This is a genomic window from Streptomyces sp. NPDC028314 (genome assembly GCF_055565795.1).
Window position 1 is genome coordinate 232,838 of sequence record NZ_JBVHTP010000004.1, and the last position, 15,150, is coordinate 247,987.

Genomic DNA, 15,150 nt, shown 5'->3' on the forward strand with positions numbered 1-15,150 from the left:
CCGGTCAGGCCCCGGTGTCCCGGGCCAGCGCGAACCACAGCTCCATCCGGGTGTCCGGGTCGTCCAGGTCCCGCTCCAGCAGGGCGGCGCAGCGGGCGACCCGCTGGCGGACGGTGTTGCGGTGGACCCCGAGGGCGGCGGCCGTCCGGTCCCAGCTGCCGTGGTGCCCCAGCCAGACGCGCAGGGTCTCCCGGTGGGCCGGGGTCAGCGGGCCGAGCAGGGCCTCGGCGTGCGCGCGGGCCTCGGCGGGGTCGAGCAGGCCGGCCAGGCCGCCCGGGGTGTGCCGGGCCAGCGGGGTGCGGGCCGCCTCGGCGCGCTGGAGGGCGCGGCGGGCCTGCGCCTCGGCGGCGCGGAGTTCCTCGGGCCGGGCCGGGGCGCTCACCCCGAGGCGCCACCCGGGCTGCGGACCGGGCTCCCGGTCCGCGAGGAGACGTACCTCGGACCCGCGGGCGTCCAGCAGTACGGTGCCCAGCGCTGCCGCGAGGGCCTGCGGGTCGGCGGTGCCCCGGGCGTGGACGGCGTACCAGGGCCCCGGCCCCAGCGCCTCGGCCGGGGAACCGCCCAGCAGCAGCCGGGCCAGCGCCGCGGCCTCGCTCCCGGCGGGCCGTTCGGCGGTGAGCAGGCTCAGCAGGACCGCGGCGATGGAGGCGATGGCGTGGTCCCCCGGCGCCCGGCCCGGGGTGGCGAGGGCCAGCACCCGGCCGCCGCCGACGGCGTGGACGGCGAGGTGGGTCCCGCCGAGCGAGTCGGTGGCGGTGGCCGCCGCCCCGGCCGCCACCCGCCGCGCGAGCACCTCCACGGCATCGAGCGCCCCCTCGCCGGGCGCGGCCCCGGCCTCCCGGATCACACCCCGCCCGGACGGATCCGGGCCGCCCGGGGCCAGCAGGGCCGCCCAGCCGGCCAGGCTCGCCGCCAGGCGGGCGAGTACCGCCGCGGCCGGGTCCGGCCGGGCGGCGGCCGCGGCCAGGGACTGCTGCGCCTCTGTGACCCGGCGCAGCTCGCGGGTCCGGGCCTCGGCCATCAGCCGCCAGACCGTACGGGCCACCGCGGTGAAGGGGGTGCGCTGCGGCACCTCCAGCAGCGGCAGCCCGTGCCGCGCACAGGCGGCGGCCAGCTCCGGCGGCACCTCCTCGTACACCGGCGCCACGCCGAACCCGAGCGCGGCCGCGCCCGCCTCGACGAGCCGCGCCACGTACCCGTCGGCGTCCGCCCCCAGCTGCCCGCCCGCGGTGAGCAGCAGCTCGCCACCGAGCAGGTACGGCGACGGGTCGGCCATCTCGGAGGCGTGCACGGCGTGCACGGCCACCCCCTCGCCCCCGGGGACGAGCGCGCGCAGGCCCAGCTCCCGGTCGGCGAGCAGGGCCGCCAGGTCGACGCCGGGGGTGGGCGGCTGCTGCTCCTGGGGTACGCGCGGCATGGATACTCCGTACACATCGAGAGAGCGGGGTGGATGAAACGTACACTGCGCGACCCCCGGGTGTCCGTCTACGCTCGAAGGACCGCACACCCCCCTCCGGAAGGCCCCCTCATGAGCACGCAGCCGCGCGGACCCGTCGACTCCTCCCGCATCCCGCGCTACGCGGGCCCGGCGACCTTCGCCCGGCTGCCCCGCCTCGACGAGGTCGGCTCCGCCGACGTGGCCGTCGTCGGCGTGCCCTTCGACTCCGGCGTCTCCTACCGCCCCGGCGCCCGCTTCGGCGGCAACGCCATCCGCGAGGCCTCGCGCCTGCTGCGCCCGTACAACCCGGCGCAGGACGCCTCCCCCTTCGCGCTCGCCCAGGTCGCCGACGCCGGTGACATCGCGGTGAACCCCTTCAACATCAACGAGGCCGTCGAGACGGTCGAGGCCGCCGCCGACGAGCTCCTCGGCGCCGGCTCCCGCCTGATGACCCTCGGCGGCGACCACACCATCGCGCTCCCGCTGCTGCGCTCGGTCGCCAAGAAGCACGGCCCGGTCGCGCTGCTGCACTTCGACGCGCACCTGGACACCTGGGACACCTACTTCGGTGCCGAGTACACCCACGGCACCCCGTTCCGCCGCGCCGTCGAGGAGGGCATCCTCGACACCGAGGCGCTCTCGCACGTCGGTACGCGCGGCCCGCTGTACGGCAAGCAGGACCTGGACGACGACGCCAAGATGGGCTTCGGCATCGTCACCTCGGCCGACGTCTACCGCCGCGGCGCCGACGAGGTCGCGGACCAGCTGCGCCAGCGCATCGGCGACCGTCCGCTGTACATCTCGATCGACATCGACGTGCTCGACCCGGCGCACGCGCCCGGCACCGGCACCCCCGAGGCGGGCGGCATGACCTCCCGCGAGCTCCTGGAGATCGTCCGGGGCCTGTCCTCCTGCAACCTCGTCTCCGCCGACGTGGTCGAGGTCGCCCCGGCGTACGATCACGCCGAGATCACCTCGGTCGCGGCCTCGCACACCGCGTACGAGCTGACCACGATCATGAGCCGTCAGATCGCGCAGGCGAAGGGCAAGTAAGCACCGTGACGCACGACCACGACCTGGTACTCCGTCCGACCGAAGCCCAGACGGCGGCCGCGCTCGCGCCGCCGCCGGGGCGGACGGGCGGGGACCTGGTCGTGGAGACGCTGCGTTCGCTGGGCGCCACCACCGTGTTCGGGCTGCCCGGCCAGCACGCGCTCGGCGTCTTCGACGCGGTGGGCCGCTCCGACCTGCGGCTGATCGGCCTCCGTACGGAGAACAACGCCGGCTTCGCCGCCGACGCGTACGGCCGCGTCACGGGCGAGGCCGTCCCGCTGCTCCTCTCCACCGGTCCGGGCGCGCTGATGGCGCTCCCCGCCCTGGCGGAGGCGGCGGCCGCGTCCGCGCCGGTGCTGGCGATCTCCTCCCAGGTGCCGGTGGCGGGCCTGGGCGGCGGCCGCCGGGGTCATCTGCACGAGCTGCGCGAGCAGTCCGCCTCCTTCCGGGACGTGGTCAAGTCCGTCCACGAGGCCCGCACCCCGTCCCAGATCCCGTCGGTCATCGCGCAGGCCTGGGAATCGGCGCTCACCGCTCCGCACGGCCCGGTCTGGGTGGAGATCCCCGAGGACGTCCTGCGGGCCGAGACCCTGGTCCCGCAGGTCACCGGCGTGGACGCGACCCCGCACGAGCTCGCCCCGCGCCCCGAGCTCACTGCGCTGGCCGCGCACTGGCTGGAGAACGCCGCCCGGCCCGTGATCATCGCGGGCGGAGGTGTCGTACGCGCGGACGCGGCGGGCAAGCTCAGGCGGCTCGCGGAACGCCTCAACGCCCCCGTCGTCACCACCTTCGGCGGCAAGGGCGCCTTTCCCTGGACGCACCCGCTGTCCCTCCAGTCCTGGCTGGAGGACCGTCACATGACGGACTTCCTGGAGGACGCGGACGTCGTCCTGGTCGTCGGCTCCGGCCTCGGGGAACTCTCCTCGAACTACCACACGTTCTTCCCCGAGGGCCGGGTGGTCCAGATCGAGGCCGACCTCGGGAAGCTGGAGTCCAACCACGCGGGCCTCGGCATCCACGCGGACGCCCGCCTCGCCCTCCAGGCCCTGCTGGAGACGGTGTCCGAGCGCCAGGACCCGACGGCGCCCGAGCGCGTCCGTGCGCTCCTCGACGCGGTCGCGGCCCGGCTCTCCTCGCAGGACGTCGCCCTGGAGCAGCAGCTGCTGGCCTCGGTCCGCGCGGCCCTGCCCGCCCGCTCGCCGTCGTTCTGGGACATGACGATCCTGTCCTACTGGGCGTGGTCGGCCTTCGACCCGAAGCACCCCAACACCATGCACTCGGCCCAGGGCGCGGGCGGTCTCGGCTACGCCTTCCCGGCGGCCCTCGGTGCGTGCGTCGCGGAACCGGGCACCCCGGTGCTGGCCGTCTCGGGCGACGGCGGCGCGATGTACTCGATCGCGGAACTGGCCACCGCCAAGCAGCACGACCTGGACGTGACCTGGCTGATCGTGGACGACGCCGGCTACGGCATCCTGCGCGAGTACGGCTGCTCGACGGGTACGGACCTCCCGGGCCCCGACTTCGTGGCCCTGGCCGCCTCCTTCGGCATCCCGGCGGCGACCACCACCCCGGACACCCTCCGCGAGGACCTCGCCAAGTCCCTGGCCACCCCGGGCCCCTCGCTCCTGGTCCTCCCGGCCACCCTCAAGATGTTCGCCCCGACCCACCTCTGACCCGACGGCTGCTCAGGCGGCCTCGTGGTCCCGTGCCGTGAAGACCACCGTGGAGGTCTCAGAGCCCCCGAGCGACCTTCCGGTCCCGGGCGAGCCTTCACCGCGCGCGAGCGGGACGGGTACGCGTTGCCATGGCGCCTCACTTATCTAGATACCTTCGTCCAGCCCAGTGAAGCGGGCCGCGGGGGTTCGCCGCAATATTCCGGTCGCGGATGCCCGCGCCGGAGGAGGCCGACCGGCTCGGGCTGGCCGCCGGGACGCCGGTCGTCCTGGTCTGCCGTACGGCCCTCGCCGCCGACGGGCGCGTGGTCGAGGTCAACGAGATGGTGCTCGACGCCTCCGCGTACGTACTGGAGTACGAGTTCGAGGCCCCCTGGAGCGGCGCCGGACACCCGCTCGGGTGAAGCTCGCGCGCCGTCCCCGTACGGCAGTGCGATTGTTGCAGCGGGATGAAATCCGCCGGTCGGCGCGTTGGGGGAGGCGGCAGGACAGGACCGACGGGGAGGCACCACGTGGCGGCGGCAGAGACGGCGACAGGCGGGAAACAGGGCTGGGGCAGGAGGCTGGCCGCCTACACCTGGCGGTACAAGCTCAATGTGCTGCTCGCGCTCGGGTCCTCACTGGCCGGGATGGCCGTCATGGCACTCGTGCCGCTGGTCACCCGGGTCATCCTCGACGACGTCATCGGGGACAAGACCAAGCCCATGGGTCCCTGGGCCGGGATGCTCATAGGCGCGGCCCTGCTCGTGTACGTGCTGACCTACATACGCAGGTACTACGGCGGCCGGCTCGCGCTCGACGTGCAGCACGACCTGCGCACCGACATGTACGACTCCATAGCCCGCCTCGACGGGCGCCGGCAGGACGAGCTGTCCACCGGTCAGGTCGTCGGCCGGGCCACCAGTGACCTCCAGCTCATCCAGGGCCTGCTGTTCATGCTGCCCATGACCATCGGGAACTTCCTGCTCTTCGGGATATCCCTGGGGATCATGCTGTGGCTGTCGCCGCTGCTGACCCTGGTCGCGCTGCTCATGGCCCCGGCGCTGTGGTTCATCGCCAAGCGCAGCCGCAAGAAGCTCTTCCCCGCCACCTGGTACGCCCAGGCCCAGGCGGCCGCCGTCGCCACCGTCGTCGACGGGGCCGTGACCGGCGTACGCGTCGTCAAGGGCTTCGGCCAGGAGGAGCAGGAGACCGGCAAGCTCCGCGAGGCCGGCCGCCGGCTCTTCGGCGGACGGATGCGCGCCATCCGGCTCAACTCGCGCTACACCCCGGCCCTCCAGGCCGTACCCGCCCTCGGGCAGGTCGCCATGCTGGCCCTCGGCGGCTGGATGGCCACCAGGGGGCAGGTGACCCTCGGCACCTTCGTCGCCTTCTCCACCTACCTCGCCCAGCTCGTCGGCCCGGTCCGCATGCTCGCCATGGTGCTGACCGTCGGCCAGCAGGCCCGCGCCGGCGTCGAGCGGGTCTTCGAGCTCATCGACACCGAGCCCGTCATCAAGGAGGGCGGGCACGAGCTCCCCGCCGACGCGCCCGCCACCGTGGAGTTCGAGGACGTCCGCTTCGGGTACGACCCCGAGCGGCCCGTGCTCGACGGGTTCTCGCTGCGCATCGCGGAGGGCGAGACCGTCGCCCTGGTCGGCGCCTCCGGAAGCGGGAAGTCCACCGTCTCGCTGCTGCTGCCCCGTTTCTACGACGCCGACCGCGGCGCCGTCCGCGTCGGCGGGCACGACATCCGCGAGCTGACGTACGCCTCGCTGCGCGGCGCCATCGGCCTCGTGCCGGAGGACTCGTTCCTCTTCTCCGACACCATCCGCGCCAACATCGCCTACGGGCACCCCGGGGCCACCGACGAGCAGATCGAGGCCGCCGCCCGCGCCGCCCAGGCCGAAGGGTTCATCCAGGACCTCCCCGCCGGGTACGACACCAAGGTCGGCGAACAGGGCCTGACCCTCTCCGGCGGCCAGCGCCAGCGCATCGCGCTCGCCCGCGCCATCCTCACCGACCCCCGGCTGCTGCTCCTCGACGACGCCACCTCCGCCGTCGACGCCCGGGTCGAGCACGAGATCCACGAGGCGCTGCGCACCGTCATGGCCGGCCGGACCACCCTGCTCATCGCACACCGCCGCTCCACGCTGGCGCTGGCCGACCGGATCGCCGTACTCGACCACGGGCGGCTCTCCGACATCGGCACGCACGAGGAGCTGGAACGCCGCTCCCCGCTCTACCGCAGGCTGCTGACCGACCCGGACGCGCTGGCGGCCGGCTCGCCGCGCACCCCCGACGCGCCCGCCATGGCCGAGTTCGAGCGGGACATCGAGCGGGACATCGAGCTCGAAGCCGAGATCGACTGCGAGCCCGTCAACGCCAAGCGCCGCGTCGCCGGCGGGATCACGCCCGAGCTGTGGCAGCGCCGGGAGGACACCAAGGCCGCCGGCCCCGCCGCCGTCGGCGACCGCGCCCCCGGAGCCGCGCATTCCATGGCCGGGGCCGTCGCCGGGACGCCCGCCACCCCCGAGCTGCTCGCGCAGGTGGCCGCGCTGCCGCCCGCCGACGACCTGCCCGAGGTGGACGAGACCCGGGCCGCATCCGCCGAGGAGAGCTACGGCCTGCGCCGGCTGCTCCGCGGCTTCTGGGCGCCGCTCGCCGTCAGCCTCGGCCTGGTCGCCGTCGACGCGGGCTCCGGGCTGCTGCTGCCGATCCTCATCCGGCACGGCATCGACAAGGGTGTCGAACAGGCCGCGCTGGGCGCGGTGTGGGCCGCATCGGTGCTCGCCCTCGTCGTCGTCATCGGGCAGTGGGCCGCGCAGTTCGCCGAGACCCGGATGACCGGACGGACCGGCGAGCGGGTGCTGTACGCCCTGCGCGTCAAGATCTTCGCCCAGCTCCAGCGCCTCGGCCTCGACTACTACGAGCGCGAGCTGACCGGCAAGATCATGACCCGGATGACCACCGACGTGGACGCCCTCTCCAGCTTCCTCCAGACCGGGCTCGTCACCGCCGTCGTCTCCGTCTTCACCTTCTTCGGGATCCTGGTCGCCCTGCTCGTCCTCGACGTCGAGCTCGCGCTGATCGTCTTCGCCACCCTGCCCCTGCTGGTCGTGGGCACGGTGATCTTCCGCCGCAAGTCGGTCGCCGCGTACGAGCTCGCCCGCGACCGGGTCAGCACCGTCAACGCCGACCTCCAGGAGTCCGTGGCCGGGCTGCGCATCGTCCAGGCCTTCGGCCGCGAGCGCGACGGCGCGGCCCGGTTCGCGGAGCGCAGCGACTCGTACCGCCAGGCCCGGGTCCGCGGGCAGTGGCTGATATCCGTCTACTTCCCGTTCGTGCAGCTGCTCTCCTCGGGCGCGGCGGCGGCCGTGCTGATCGTCGGCGCGGGCCGGGTGGAGGCGGCGACCCTCACCACCGGTGCGCTGGTGGCGTACCTGCTCTACATCGACCTGTTCTTCGCCCCCGTCCAGCAGCTCTCCCAGGTCTTCGACGGCTACCAGCAGGCCACCGTCTCCCTCGGCCGGATCCAGGACCTGCTGCGCGAGCCCACCACCACCCCGCGCCCCGCTCAGCCGCGCGAGGTGGGGCGGCTGCGCGGCGAGGTCGCCTTCGAGGGCGTCCACTTCGGCTACGGCACCGCGCAGGAGCGGGGCGAGAAGGGCGACGCGCTGGCCGGGATCAGCCTGCGGATACCCGCCGGGCAGACCGTCGCGTTCGTCGGCGAGACCGGGGCGGGCAAGTCCACGCTGGTCAAGCTCGTGGCCCGGTTCTACGATCCGACCTCCGGCCGGGTCACCGCCGACGGAGCCGACCTGCGGGAGCTCGATCTGACGGGGTACCGCCACCGGCTGGGGGTCGTCCCCCAGGAGTCGTACCTCTTCCCGGGGACGGTCCGCGACGCCATCGCCTACGGGCAGCCCGAGGCGAGCGACGCCGAGGTGGAGGCGGCCGCCCGCGCGGTCGGCGCCCACGACATGATCGCCACCCTCGACGGCGGCTACCTGCACACGGTCGCCGAGCGCGGCCGCAACCTCTCGGCCGGCCAGCGCCAGCTGATCGCGCTGGCCCGCGCCGAGCTCGTCGACCCGGACGTGCTGCTGCTCGACGAGGCCACCGCCGCCCTCGACCTGGCCACCGAGGCCCAGGTCAACCTGGCCACCGAACGGCTCGCCGGGAAGCGCACCACCCTGGTCGTGGCCCACCGGCTGACCACCGCCGCCCGCGCCGACCGGGTGGTGGTCATGGACCGCGGCCGGGTCGTGGAGGACGGCACCCACGCCGAACTCCTGGCGCGAGGCGGCCGGTACGCCGAGCTGTGGCGCACCTTCGCGGGGGAGGACGAACGGGCCGCGGCCTGACCGCGCGCCCCGCCCGTTCCCGACCGGAGCCCTTCTCCACCCCCGCTCGACCGCTGGACCGGACCCCCCCCGGATGAACTTGCCCGGTGCAACCATCCGGGGGGTCCGCGCGTCGTACGTACGCGCGTGCGTATGACGTACGACCGATCGGGGGCCAGGGTGTTGCAGGGGTCGAGGGGGCGCGGCCGGGGGCGGACCGTGAGCCTCGGGGTGTTCGGGGCGGCGCTGTGGCTGGGGGTCGGCGGGCTGTTCGCCGCGCCGCCCGCGCAGGCCGCGACCGGAGGGTGCGGGGGCCGGCTGGTCAAGACGCTGCCGCTCGCGTCGGGCGAGGTGCGCGTCTACAAGAGCCGCACGCAGGCCTGCGCGACGACGGTCGCCCTGAACCCGGGCGAGCGCCGCCGGATGGCGGTGAGCATTCAGCCGCGTGGCGGTGTCCCCGTCCGCGACGCGGGTCAATTCACCCGGTACGCGGGCCCCGTCACCGTCGGCGCGATCAACCGCTGCGTGTATGTAAAGGGGAACGTGGCGGCCGGATCGGCCGATTCCGGCTGGATCCTGTGCTGACCGTGGCTTGATCCGTTCGGAGCGTGCCGCGGTCCCAACCAGGTCTGTTCAGCGGCGTGTTGACCCCGCTAGGTTCACGGCGACCGAAGTGAACTCAAGGGGAGGGTGAATGCGCAAGACGCTCGGATGGCTGCTGTCGCTCGTGGTGCTCATCGGCACCATGGGCGCGGCCGGCGCCACGGCACAAGCGGCCACCGCCGCGGGGCCGACCGCCGCCACGGACATCAAGGACCAGATCCTCGGCATTCCCGGGATGAGCCTGATCGAGGAGAAGCCGTACCCGGGGTACCGGTTCTTCGTGCTCAACTACGAGCAGCCGGTCGATCACCGGCAGCCCACGAAGGGCACCTTCAAGCAGCGCCTGACCCTGCTGCACAAGGACACCTCCCGGCCCACGGTCTTCTACACCTCCGGCTACAACGTCAACACCAGCCCGCGGCGCAGTGAGCCGACGACCATCGTCGACGGCAACCAGGTGTCCCTGGAGTATCGATTCTTCACGCCCTCCCGGCCCGACCCGGCCAACTGGGGCAACCTGGACATCTGGCAGGCCGCCAGCGACCAGCACCGCGTCTTCACCGCCCTCAAGAAGATCTACAGCAAGAACTGGATCGCCACGGGCGGCAGCAAGGGCGGCATGACGGCGACCTACTACGAGCGCTTCTACTCGCGCGACATGGACGGGGTCGTCGCGTACGTCGCCCCGAACGACGTCAACAACAAGGAGGACTCGGCCTACGACCGGTTCTTCGCGAAGGTCGGCACCAAGGAGTGCCGCGACAAGGTGAACGCGGTGCAGCGCGAGGCGCTGGTCCGCCGCGCGCCGCTGGAGGCCAAGTACCAGGCCGCCGCCGCCGAGAACGGCTGGACCTTCACCACGGTCGGCAACCTCGACAAGGCCTACGAGGCCGTCGTGCTCGACTACGCCTGGGCCTTCTGGCAGTACAGCCTGCTCTCCGACTGCCCGGCGATCCCGGTCGCCGCGACCGCCTCCGACCAGGAGATCTGGGACTCCGTCGACGCGATCTCCGGGTTCTCGGCCTACGCCGACCAGGGACTTCAGACGTACACGCCGTACTACTACCAGGCGGGTACCCAGCTCGGCTCTCCCGACATCAAGCAGCCGCACCTCAAGGGACTGAGCCGCTACGGCTACCAGCCGCCGCGCAACTTCGTGCCCCGCGAGATCCCGATGACCTTCCAGCCGGGGGTCATGACGGACGTGGACAACTGGGTGCGCGACAACGCCAACCAGATGCTGTTCGTGTACGGGCAGAACGACCCGTGGGGCGCCGAGCCCTTCCACCTCGGGTACGGGGTGAAGGACAGCTACGTGATGATCGCGCCGGGCGCCAACCACGGGGCCAACGTCGCGCAGCTCCAGGAGGGCGAGAAGGCCCTCGCGACCGCTCGGATCCTCAAGTGGGCCGGGGTGGCCCCGGCCGCCGCGCTCGCCGACTCCGCCAAGGCGGCGCCGCTGGCCTCGCCGGACGCGCAGCTCGACCAGCGGGACCTGGAGCGCGAGCCGCAGCTGCGGCCGTAGCCCGGGCGGGCCGCGGGAGGACGTACCTACGGGTACGTCAGCCCGTGGCCCAGCGGGTAGCGGCCCGGCACCGGGACGGGGAGGCGGCCTTCGGGCCGCCGCCCGCCGGTGATCACCCGGGCCGCCGCCCGCAGTTCCACGTCCGTCCAGGAGTACGTCGCCACCTCGGCGGCGCACCGCGGCAGCCGGGCCGGGTCGTAGGGGTTGCGGATCGCCACCACGACCACCGGCACCCCGGTGGCGATCAGGCCGGCGACCAGGGTGCGCTGCGGGCTCTCGCCCTCCGGGACGTTGTACGTGCACACGAGCACCGCGGCGTTGCCCGGCGCGGCCTGCACGGCCCGGCCGGGCGGCACCGCCGTGGCCCGGCAGCCCAGGGCGGTCAGCTCCCGCGCCAGTACGGCCGTAGGGGGCCCCGTGGTACCGGAGGGGGAGTCCGGGTCCGCCCCGGTCACCAGCAGCCGTGGTCCGGCCCCCGGATCGATCGGCAGCAGCCGCACCGGGTTGGCCAGCAGGGTCGTCGTGCCCGCCGCGATGTCGTCGGCGGCGGCCAGGTGCGCGGGCGAGCCGACGGCGGCGTCCACCGCCGCGGGCGTGGTGTACGGATCGTCGAACAGGCCCCGGCGCGCCTTGAGTTCCAGGATCCGCAGCACCGACTCCTCGATCCGGGCCTCCGTCAGTTCGCCCGACTCGACGGCCGCCACCACGCTGCGGTGGGCGAGGCCCAGGTCCGGCGGGTTCAGCAGTTGGTCGCAGCCGGCCTTGAGCGCCAGCACCGGGACCCTGTCGTTCCCGTACTTCTGGCGGACCCCGGCCATGTCGAGGGCGTCGGTGACCACCACCCCCTGGAAGCCGAGGCGTTCGCGCAGGATGCCGGTCACGATCGGCCGCGAGAGGGTGGCCGGATCGCCCGAGGGATCGAGCGCGGGAAAGACGATGTGGGCCGTCATGACGGCGTCGACCCCCGCCTCCACCGCCGCCCGGAACGGCGGCTCGTCCAGCTTCTCCCAGACGGCGCGGGTGTGCCGCATCACCGGGAGCCCGACGTGGCTGTCCGTCTCGGTGTCCCCGTGCCCCGGGAAGTGCTTCGCCGTGGCGGCCACCCCGGCCGCCTGGTACCCGCGGACCTGCGCGGCGGCCAGACCCGCCACCGCGCGCGGGTCGGAGCCGAAGGACCGTACGCCGATCACCGGATTGGCCGGGTTCACGTTCACGTCGGCCACCGGCGCGTAGTCCTGCCGGATGCCCATGGCGGCCAGCTCGGTACCCGCGATCCGCGCGGCCCGGCGGGCCTCGGCGGGCGAACCGCCCGCGCCGAGCGCCATCGCCCCCGGCAGCAGGGCCGCCGGTCTGCCGATGCGGGCGACGGCCCCGTGCTCCTGGTCGGTGGAGAGCAGCAGCGGGATGCCCGGACCGCTGTCCGCGGCGGCCCGCTGGAGGCCGTTGGACAGGGCGGCGATCTGCTGCGGGGTACGGGTGTTGTGGGCCCAGGCGAAGTAGATGATCCCGCCGAGGTGGTAGCGGGAGACCAGCTCGGCGGCGGTGCGCACCCCGAACAGCTCCAGGTTCTTCGCCGCGTCCGCCGGGTCGGGGTCGGTCGCGGAATGCCCGTAGGCCCGGGACACCAGCAGCTGCCCGACCTTCTCGGCGAGGCTCATCCCGGCCACCAGCCCGCGCAGCCGGGCCCGGTCGGGGTAGCGCCCCAGCGGCCCTCCCGGGGCCTGCCCGGGGGCGCGCGGGTCGTCGGGGGCGCGGTGGGCCCCCGAGGCGGTCGAGCAGGCCCCGGCGGCCGTGACGGCGGCCAGGGCGGCAGCGGCGAGCAGGGACCGGCGGGAGGCTTGGTACGGCACCCGCCGGACCCTACTGCCGGGCTACGCCCCGGGAGCCGCGGACACTCTCGGAGTCCCCCGGAAGGGCTGCACCCCGGGCGGTACTCCCGGTACTCCCGCCGGTGCACCGGTGTGCTGGTGCAGCGGCCGCCGGCGCCGGCTCAGGCGAGGGAGCCGCCACCGGCCCCGTCCCAGTGCTCCTGGAGGGTGCGCACCGCCTCGGTGATCGCGGGCCGCCGGGCGGCGCCGGTCCGCCACAAGGCGTACAGCCTGCGTACCGGGCCCGGTTCCAGCCGGACGGCCACCGCCCCCGGCGGCAGCGCCCCGGTCCCCAGGCGCGGCACCACGGCCACCCCGAGGCCGGCGGCGACGAGCGCGACGATCGTGTGGTTCTCCTCGGCGACGTGCGCGATGTCGGGCTCGAACCCCGCCGTGCGCATCGTCCGCACCAGCCAGTCGTGGCAGACCCGCCCGGGCGGCTGGCACACCCACCGCAGCCCGCCCAGATCGGAGCGCCGGACCACGGCCCGCGCGGTGAACGGGTGCCCGGCCGGCACCACCAGGTCGCAGCGGTCGTCCCCGATCACCGCCTGCTCGACGCCCTCGGGGGCCGGCAGCGGGGCGATGTCCCAGTCGTGGGCCACCGCCAGATCGGTGACGCCGCGGGCCACCAGGTCCACCGAGAGGTGCGGGTCCACCTCCGTGAGGCGGACGTCCAGCGCCGGATGCCGGGCGGCCAGATCGGCCAGCACCCCCGGCAGCAGCCCGCGCGCCGCCGACGCGAACGCGGCCACCGTCAGCAGCCCGCTCGGCCGGCCGCGGCGCTCCTCCAGCGTGGTCTCGGCACGCTCCACGATCGTCAGCAACTCCTGGGCGGTGTCCGCGAGGTGCCGGGCCTCCTCGGTGAGCGCGACCCCGCGCCCGCGCCGCTCCAGCAGCGTGGTGCGGGTCTCCCGCTCCAGCTTGGCGATCTGCTGGGAGACGGCCGAGGGGGTGTAGCCGAGTGCGGCCGCCGCGCCCGCGACCGAGCCGTGGACGGAGACGGCGTGCAGGGCGCGCAGCCGGGCCAGATCGAGCATGCGGCCATGGTAGCCCCGGCGGGCGGGGACACGTAAGCAGTGCTTTATCCATCACGGAAGAGATTCGCGCTGGTGCTACATGGTCCGGGGGTCGATGCTCGGACCATGCGTCCCGTACACACCGCACTCGCCGTGCTCGTCGCCGCCGTCTGGGGCTTCAACTTCGTCGTCATCGAGATCGGCCTGGGCCACTTCCCGCCGCTGCTGCTGTCCGCCCTGCGCTTCCTCGTCGCCGCGCTGCCCGCCGTCTTCTTCATCGGACGGCCCAAGGTCGCCTGGAAGTGGATCATCGGCGTCGGAGTGGCCCTCGGGATCGCCAAGTTCGGCCTCCTCTTCACCGGCATGGCCGCCGGGATGCCGGCCGGGCTCTCCTCCCTCGTCCTGCAGATCCAGGCCGTCTTCACCGCCGTCCTCGCCGCCCTGGCGCTGGGCGAGCGGCCCGGCCGGGTGCGGCTGTTCGGCATGGCCGTCGCGCTCGCCGGGATCGTCGTCGCCGCCGTGGACGGGGGCACTTCCGGGCCGGTGCTCGGCTTCTCCCTGGTCGTCGCGGCCGCCGCCTGCTGGGGCGTGTCCAACGTGCTGACCCGCAAGGCCGCCCCGCCCGACGCGCTGAACTTCATGGTCTGGGTGTGCACCGTCCCGGTACTGCCGCTGTTCGCGCTCTCGCTGCTGCTGGAGGGGCCCGACCGGGACCTGGCCGCGCTGCGCGCCCTGGACTGGTCCGGGGTGGCCGTCATCGGCTACGTCGCCTGGGTGTCGACCGTGTTCGGCTTCGGCGCCTGGGGCTACCTGCTGCGCCGCTACCCGGCCTCGTCGGTCGCGCCGTTCTCGCTGCTGGTGCCGGTGTTCGGGATGTCCTGCGCCGCGCTGGTGCTCGGCGAGGGGATCTCGGGGCTGCGCTGGGTGGCTGCGGTGCTGCTCGTGGGCGGGGTGGGGCTCACCTCGCTGGCCCCCGCGCGCGGGGCGGCCCGTACGGCGGCCGTCAGTGCGGGGAGCCCTCCTGAAGCGGCAGTCGCCAGTCCTGCCCGGTGAGGGTGACGCCGTACGAGCGGTGCGGGCGCTCGGCCACCAGGGTGAACCCGGCGCGCTGGTAGAGGGAACGGGCGGAATCCAGCACGTCGTTGGTCCACAGCACCAGCTCGCGGTAGCCGACCGAACGGGCGAAGCCGACGACGGTGTCCACGAGCAGGGCGCCGATGCCGTGGCCGCGGCCCCGGGGATCCACCAGGAGCAGCCGCAGCCGCGCGGTGCCGCTCTGGCCGTCCTCCCGTACGCACATCACCGAGCCGACCGGACGCCCGTCGAGCTCTGCGATCCAGACCCGCTCCAGATAGGGGTCGTGGTCCTCCGCGAAGTCCGCGACGATCCGGGCCACCAGACCCTCGAACTCCTGGTTCCAGCCGTACTCGGCGGCGTAGAGCGCGCCGTGCCGTTCCACGATCCAGCCCAGCTCGCCGGGCCCCGGATCCCGCAGCCGTACCGGCGGCGGAGCGGTGTCGTCAGGGGGCTTCATGGCGCCCGAGGATAGCGCCCGGGCGGGCCGAGGGGGCGGCCCGCGCCGCCGGGGAACGCGGACCGGGGCCTGCCCGGTCCGCCCCGCGCCGCAGGGGTCGCTCTCGCCGCCC

10 protein-coding genes and 1 pseudogene are annotated in these 15,150 nt (G+C 74.2%); 7 read left to right on the plus strand and 4 right to left on the minus strand.

Translation table 11 applies throughout. The features are described from left to right. Positions 1 to 4: 4 nt before the first annotated feature. Positions 5 to 1,417, minus strand: a complete 1,413-nt coding sequence (locus ACZ4TG_RS12045) for a PucR family transcriptional regulator ligand-binding domain-containing protein (RefSeq protein ID WP_468161841.1) — start codon at positions 1,415 to 1,417, stop codon at positions 5 to 7. Positions 1,418 to 1,528: 111 nt separating this feature from the next. On the opposite strand from ACZ4TG_RS12045, the gene speB reads away from it, so the two are divergent. From speB to ACZ4TG_RS12075, 6 genes are all read left to right on the plus strand, one after another. Next, positions 1,529 to 2,491: an agmatinase gene (gene speB / locus ACZ4TG_RS12050; protein ID WP_468161842.1), complete on the plus strand. Its 963-nt coding sequence runs from the start codon at positions 1,529 to 1,531 to the stop codon at positions 2,489 to 2,491. A 5-nt stretch (positions 2,492 to 2,496) separates the two neighbouring features. Beyond that, a complete protein-coding gene (locus ACZ4TG_RS12055) occupies positions 2,497 to 4,164 on the plus strand; it encodes a thiamine pyrophosphate-binding protein (RefSeq protein ID WP_468161843.1) in 1,668 nt (555 codons plus the stop codon). 197 nt (positions 4,165 to 4,361) lie between these two features. Next, positions 4,362 to 4,568, plus strand: a complete 207-nt coding sequence (locus ACZ4TG_RS12060) for a UTRA domain-containing protein (RefSeq protein ID WP_468162106.1) — start codon at positions 4,362 to 4,364, stop codon at positions 4,566 to 4,568. 108 nt (positions 4,569 to 4,676) lie between these two features. Further along, a complete protein-coding gene (locus tag ACZ4TG_RS12065; RefSeq protein WP_468161844.1) occupies positions 4,677 to 8,510 on the plus strand; it encodes an ABC transporter ATP-binding protein in 3,834 nt (1,277 codons plus the stop codon). 198 nt (positions 8,511 to 8,708) lie between these two features. After that, positions 8,709 to 9,074 (plus strand): hypothetical protein, encoded by a 366-nt coding sequence (locus ACZ4TG_RS12070; protein ID WP_468161845.1) that lies wholly within the window; start codon positions 8,709 to 8,711, stop codon positions 9,072 to 9,074. A gap of 109 nt (positions 9,075 to 9,183) precedes the next feature. After that, positions 9,184 to 10,617, plus strand: coding sequence for an aminopeptidase (locus ACZ4TG_RS12075; protein WP_468161846.1), 1,434 nt, complete (start codon positions 9,184 to 9,186; stop codon positions 10,615 to 10,617). A gap of 26 nt (positions 10,618 to 10,643) precedes the next feature. On the opposite strand, the gene ACZ4TG_RS12080 is transcribed toward ACZ4TG_RS12075, so the two are convergent. Both ACZ4TG_RS12080 and ACZ4TG_RS12085 read right to left on the minus strand, forming a co-directional pair. Beyond that, positions 10,644 to 12,467 (minus strand): glycoside hydrolase family 3 protein, encoded by a 1,824-nt coding sequence (locus tag ACZ4TG_RS12080; RefSeq protein ID WP_468161847.1) that lies wholly within the window; start codon positions 12,465 to 12,467, stop codon positions 10,644 to 10,646. 140 nt (positions 12,468 to 12,607) lie between these two features. Continuing rightward, the gene (locus ACZ4TG_RS12085) at positions 12,608 to 13,525 is read right to left on the minus strand and encodes a LysR family transcriptional regulator (protein WP_468161848.1); all 918 of its coding nucleotides are present in this window, start codon (positions 13,523 to 13,525) and stop codon (positions 12,608 to 12,610) included. A gap of 105 nt (positions 13,526 to 13,630) precedes the next feature. Here ACZ4TG_RS12085 and ACZ4TG_RS12090 point away from each other — a divergent pair, with 105 nt between their 5' ends. Further along, the gene (locus ACZ4TG_RS12090) at positions 13,631 to 14,557 is read left to right on the plus strand and encodes an EamA family transporter (RefSeq protein ID WP_468161849.1); all 927 of its coding nucleotides are present in this window, start codon (positions 13,631 to 13,633) and stop codon (positions 14,555 to 14,557) included. Here ACZ4TG_RS12090 and ACZ4TG_RS12095 read toward each other — a convergent pair. Then, positions 14,508 to 15,020, minus strand: a pseudogene (locus ACZ4TG_RS12095) (GNAT family N-acetyltransferase); the annotation flags it as partial. The gene ACZ4TG_RS12090 and the pseudogene ACZ4TG_RS12095 overlap by 50 nt on opposite strands. Positions 15,021 to 15,150: the final 130 nt, after the last annotated feature.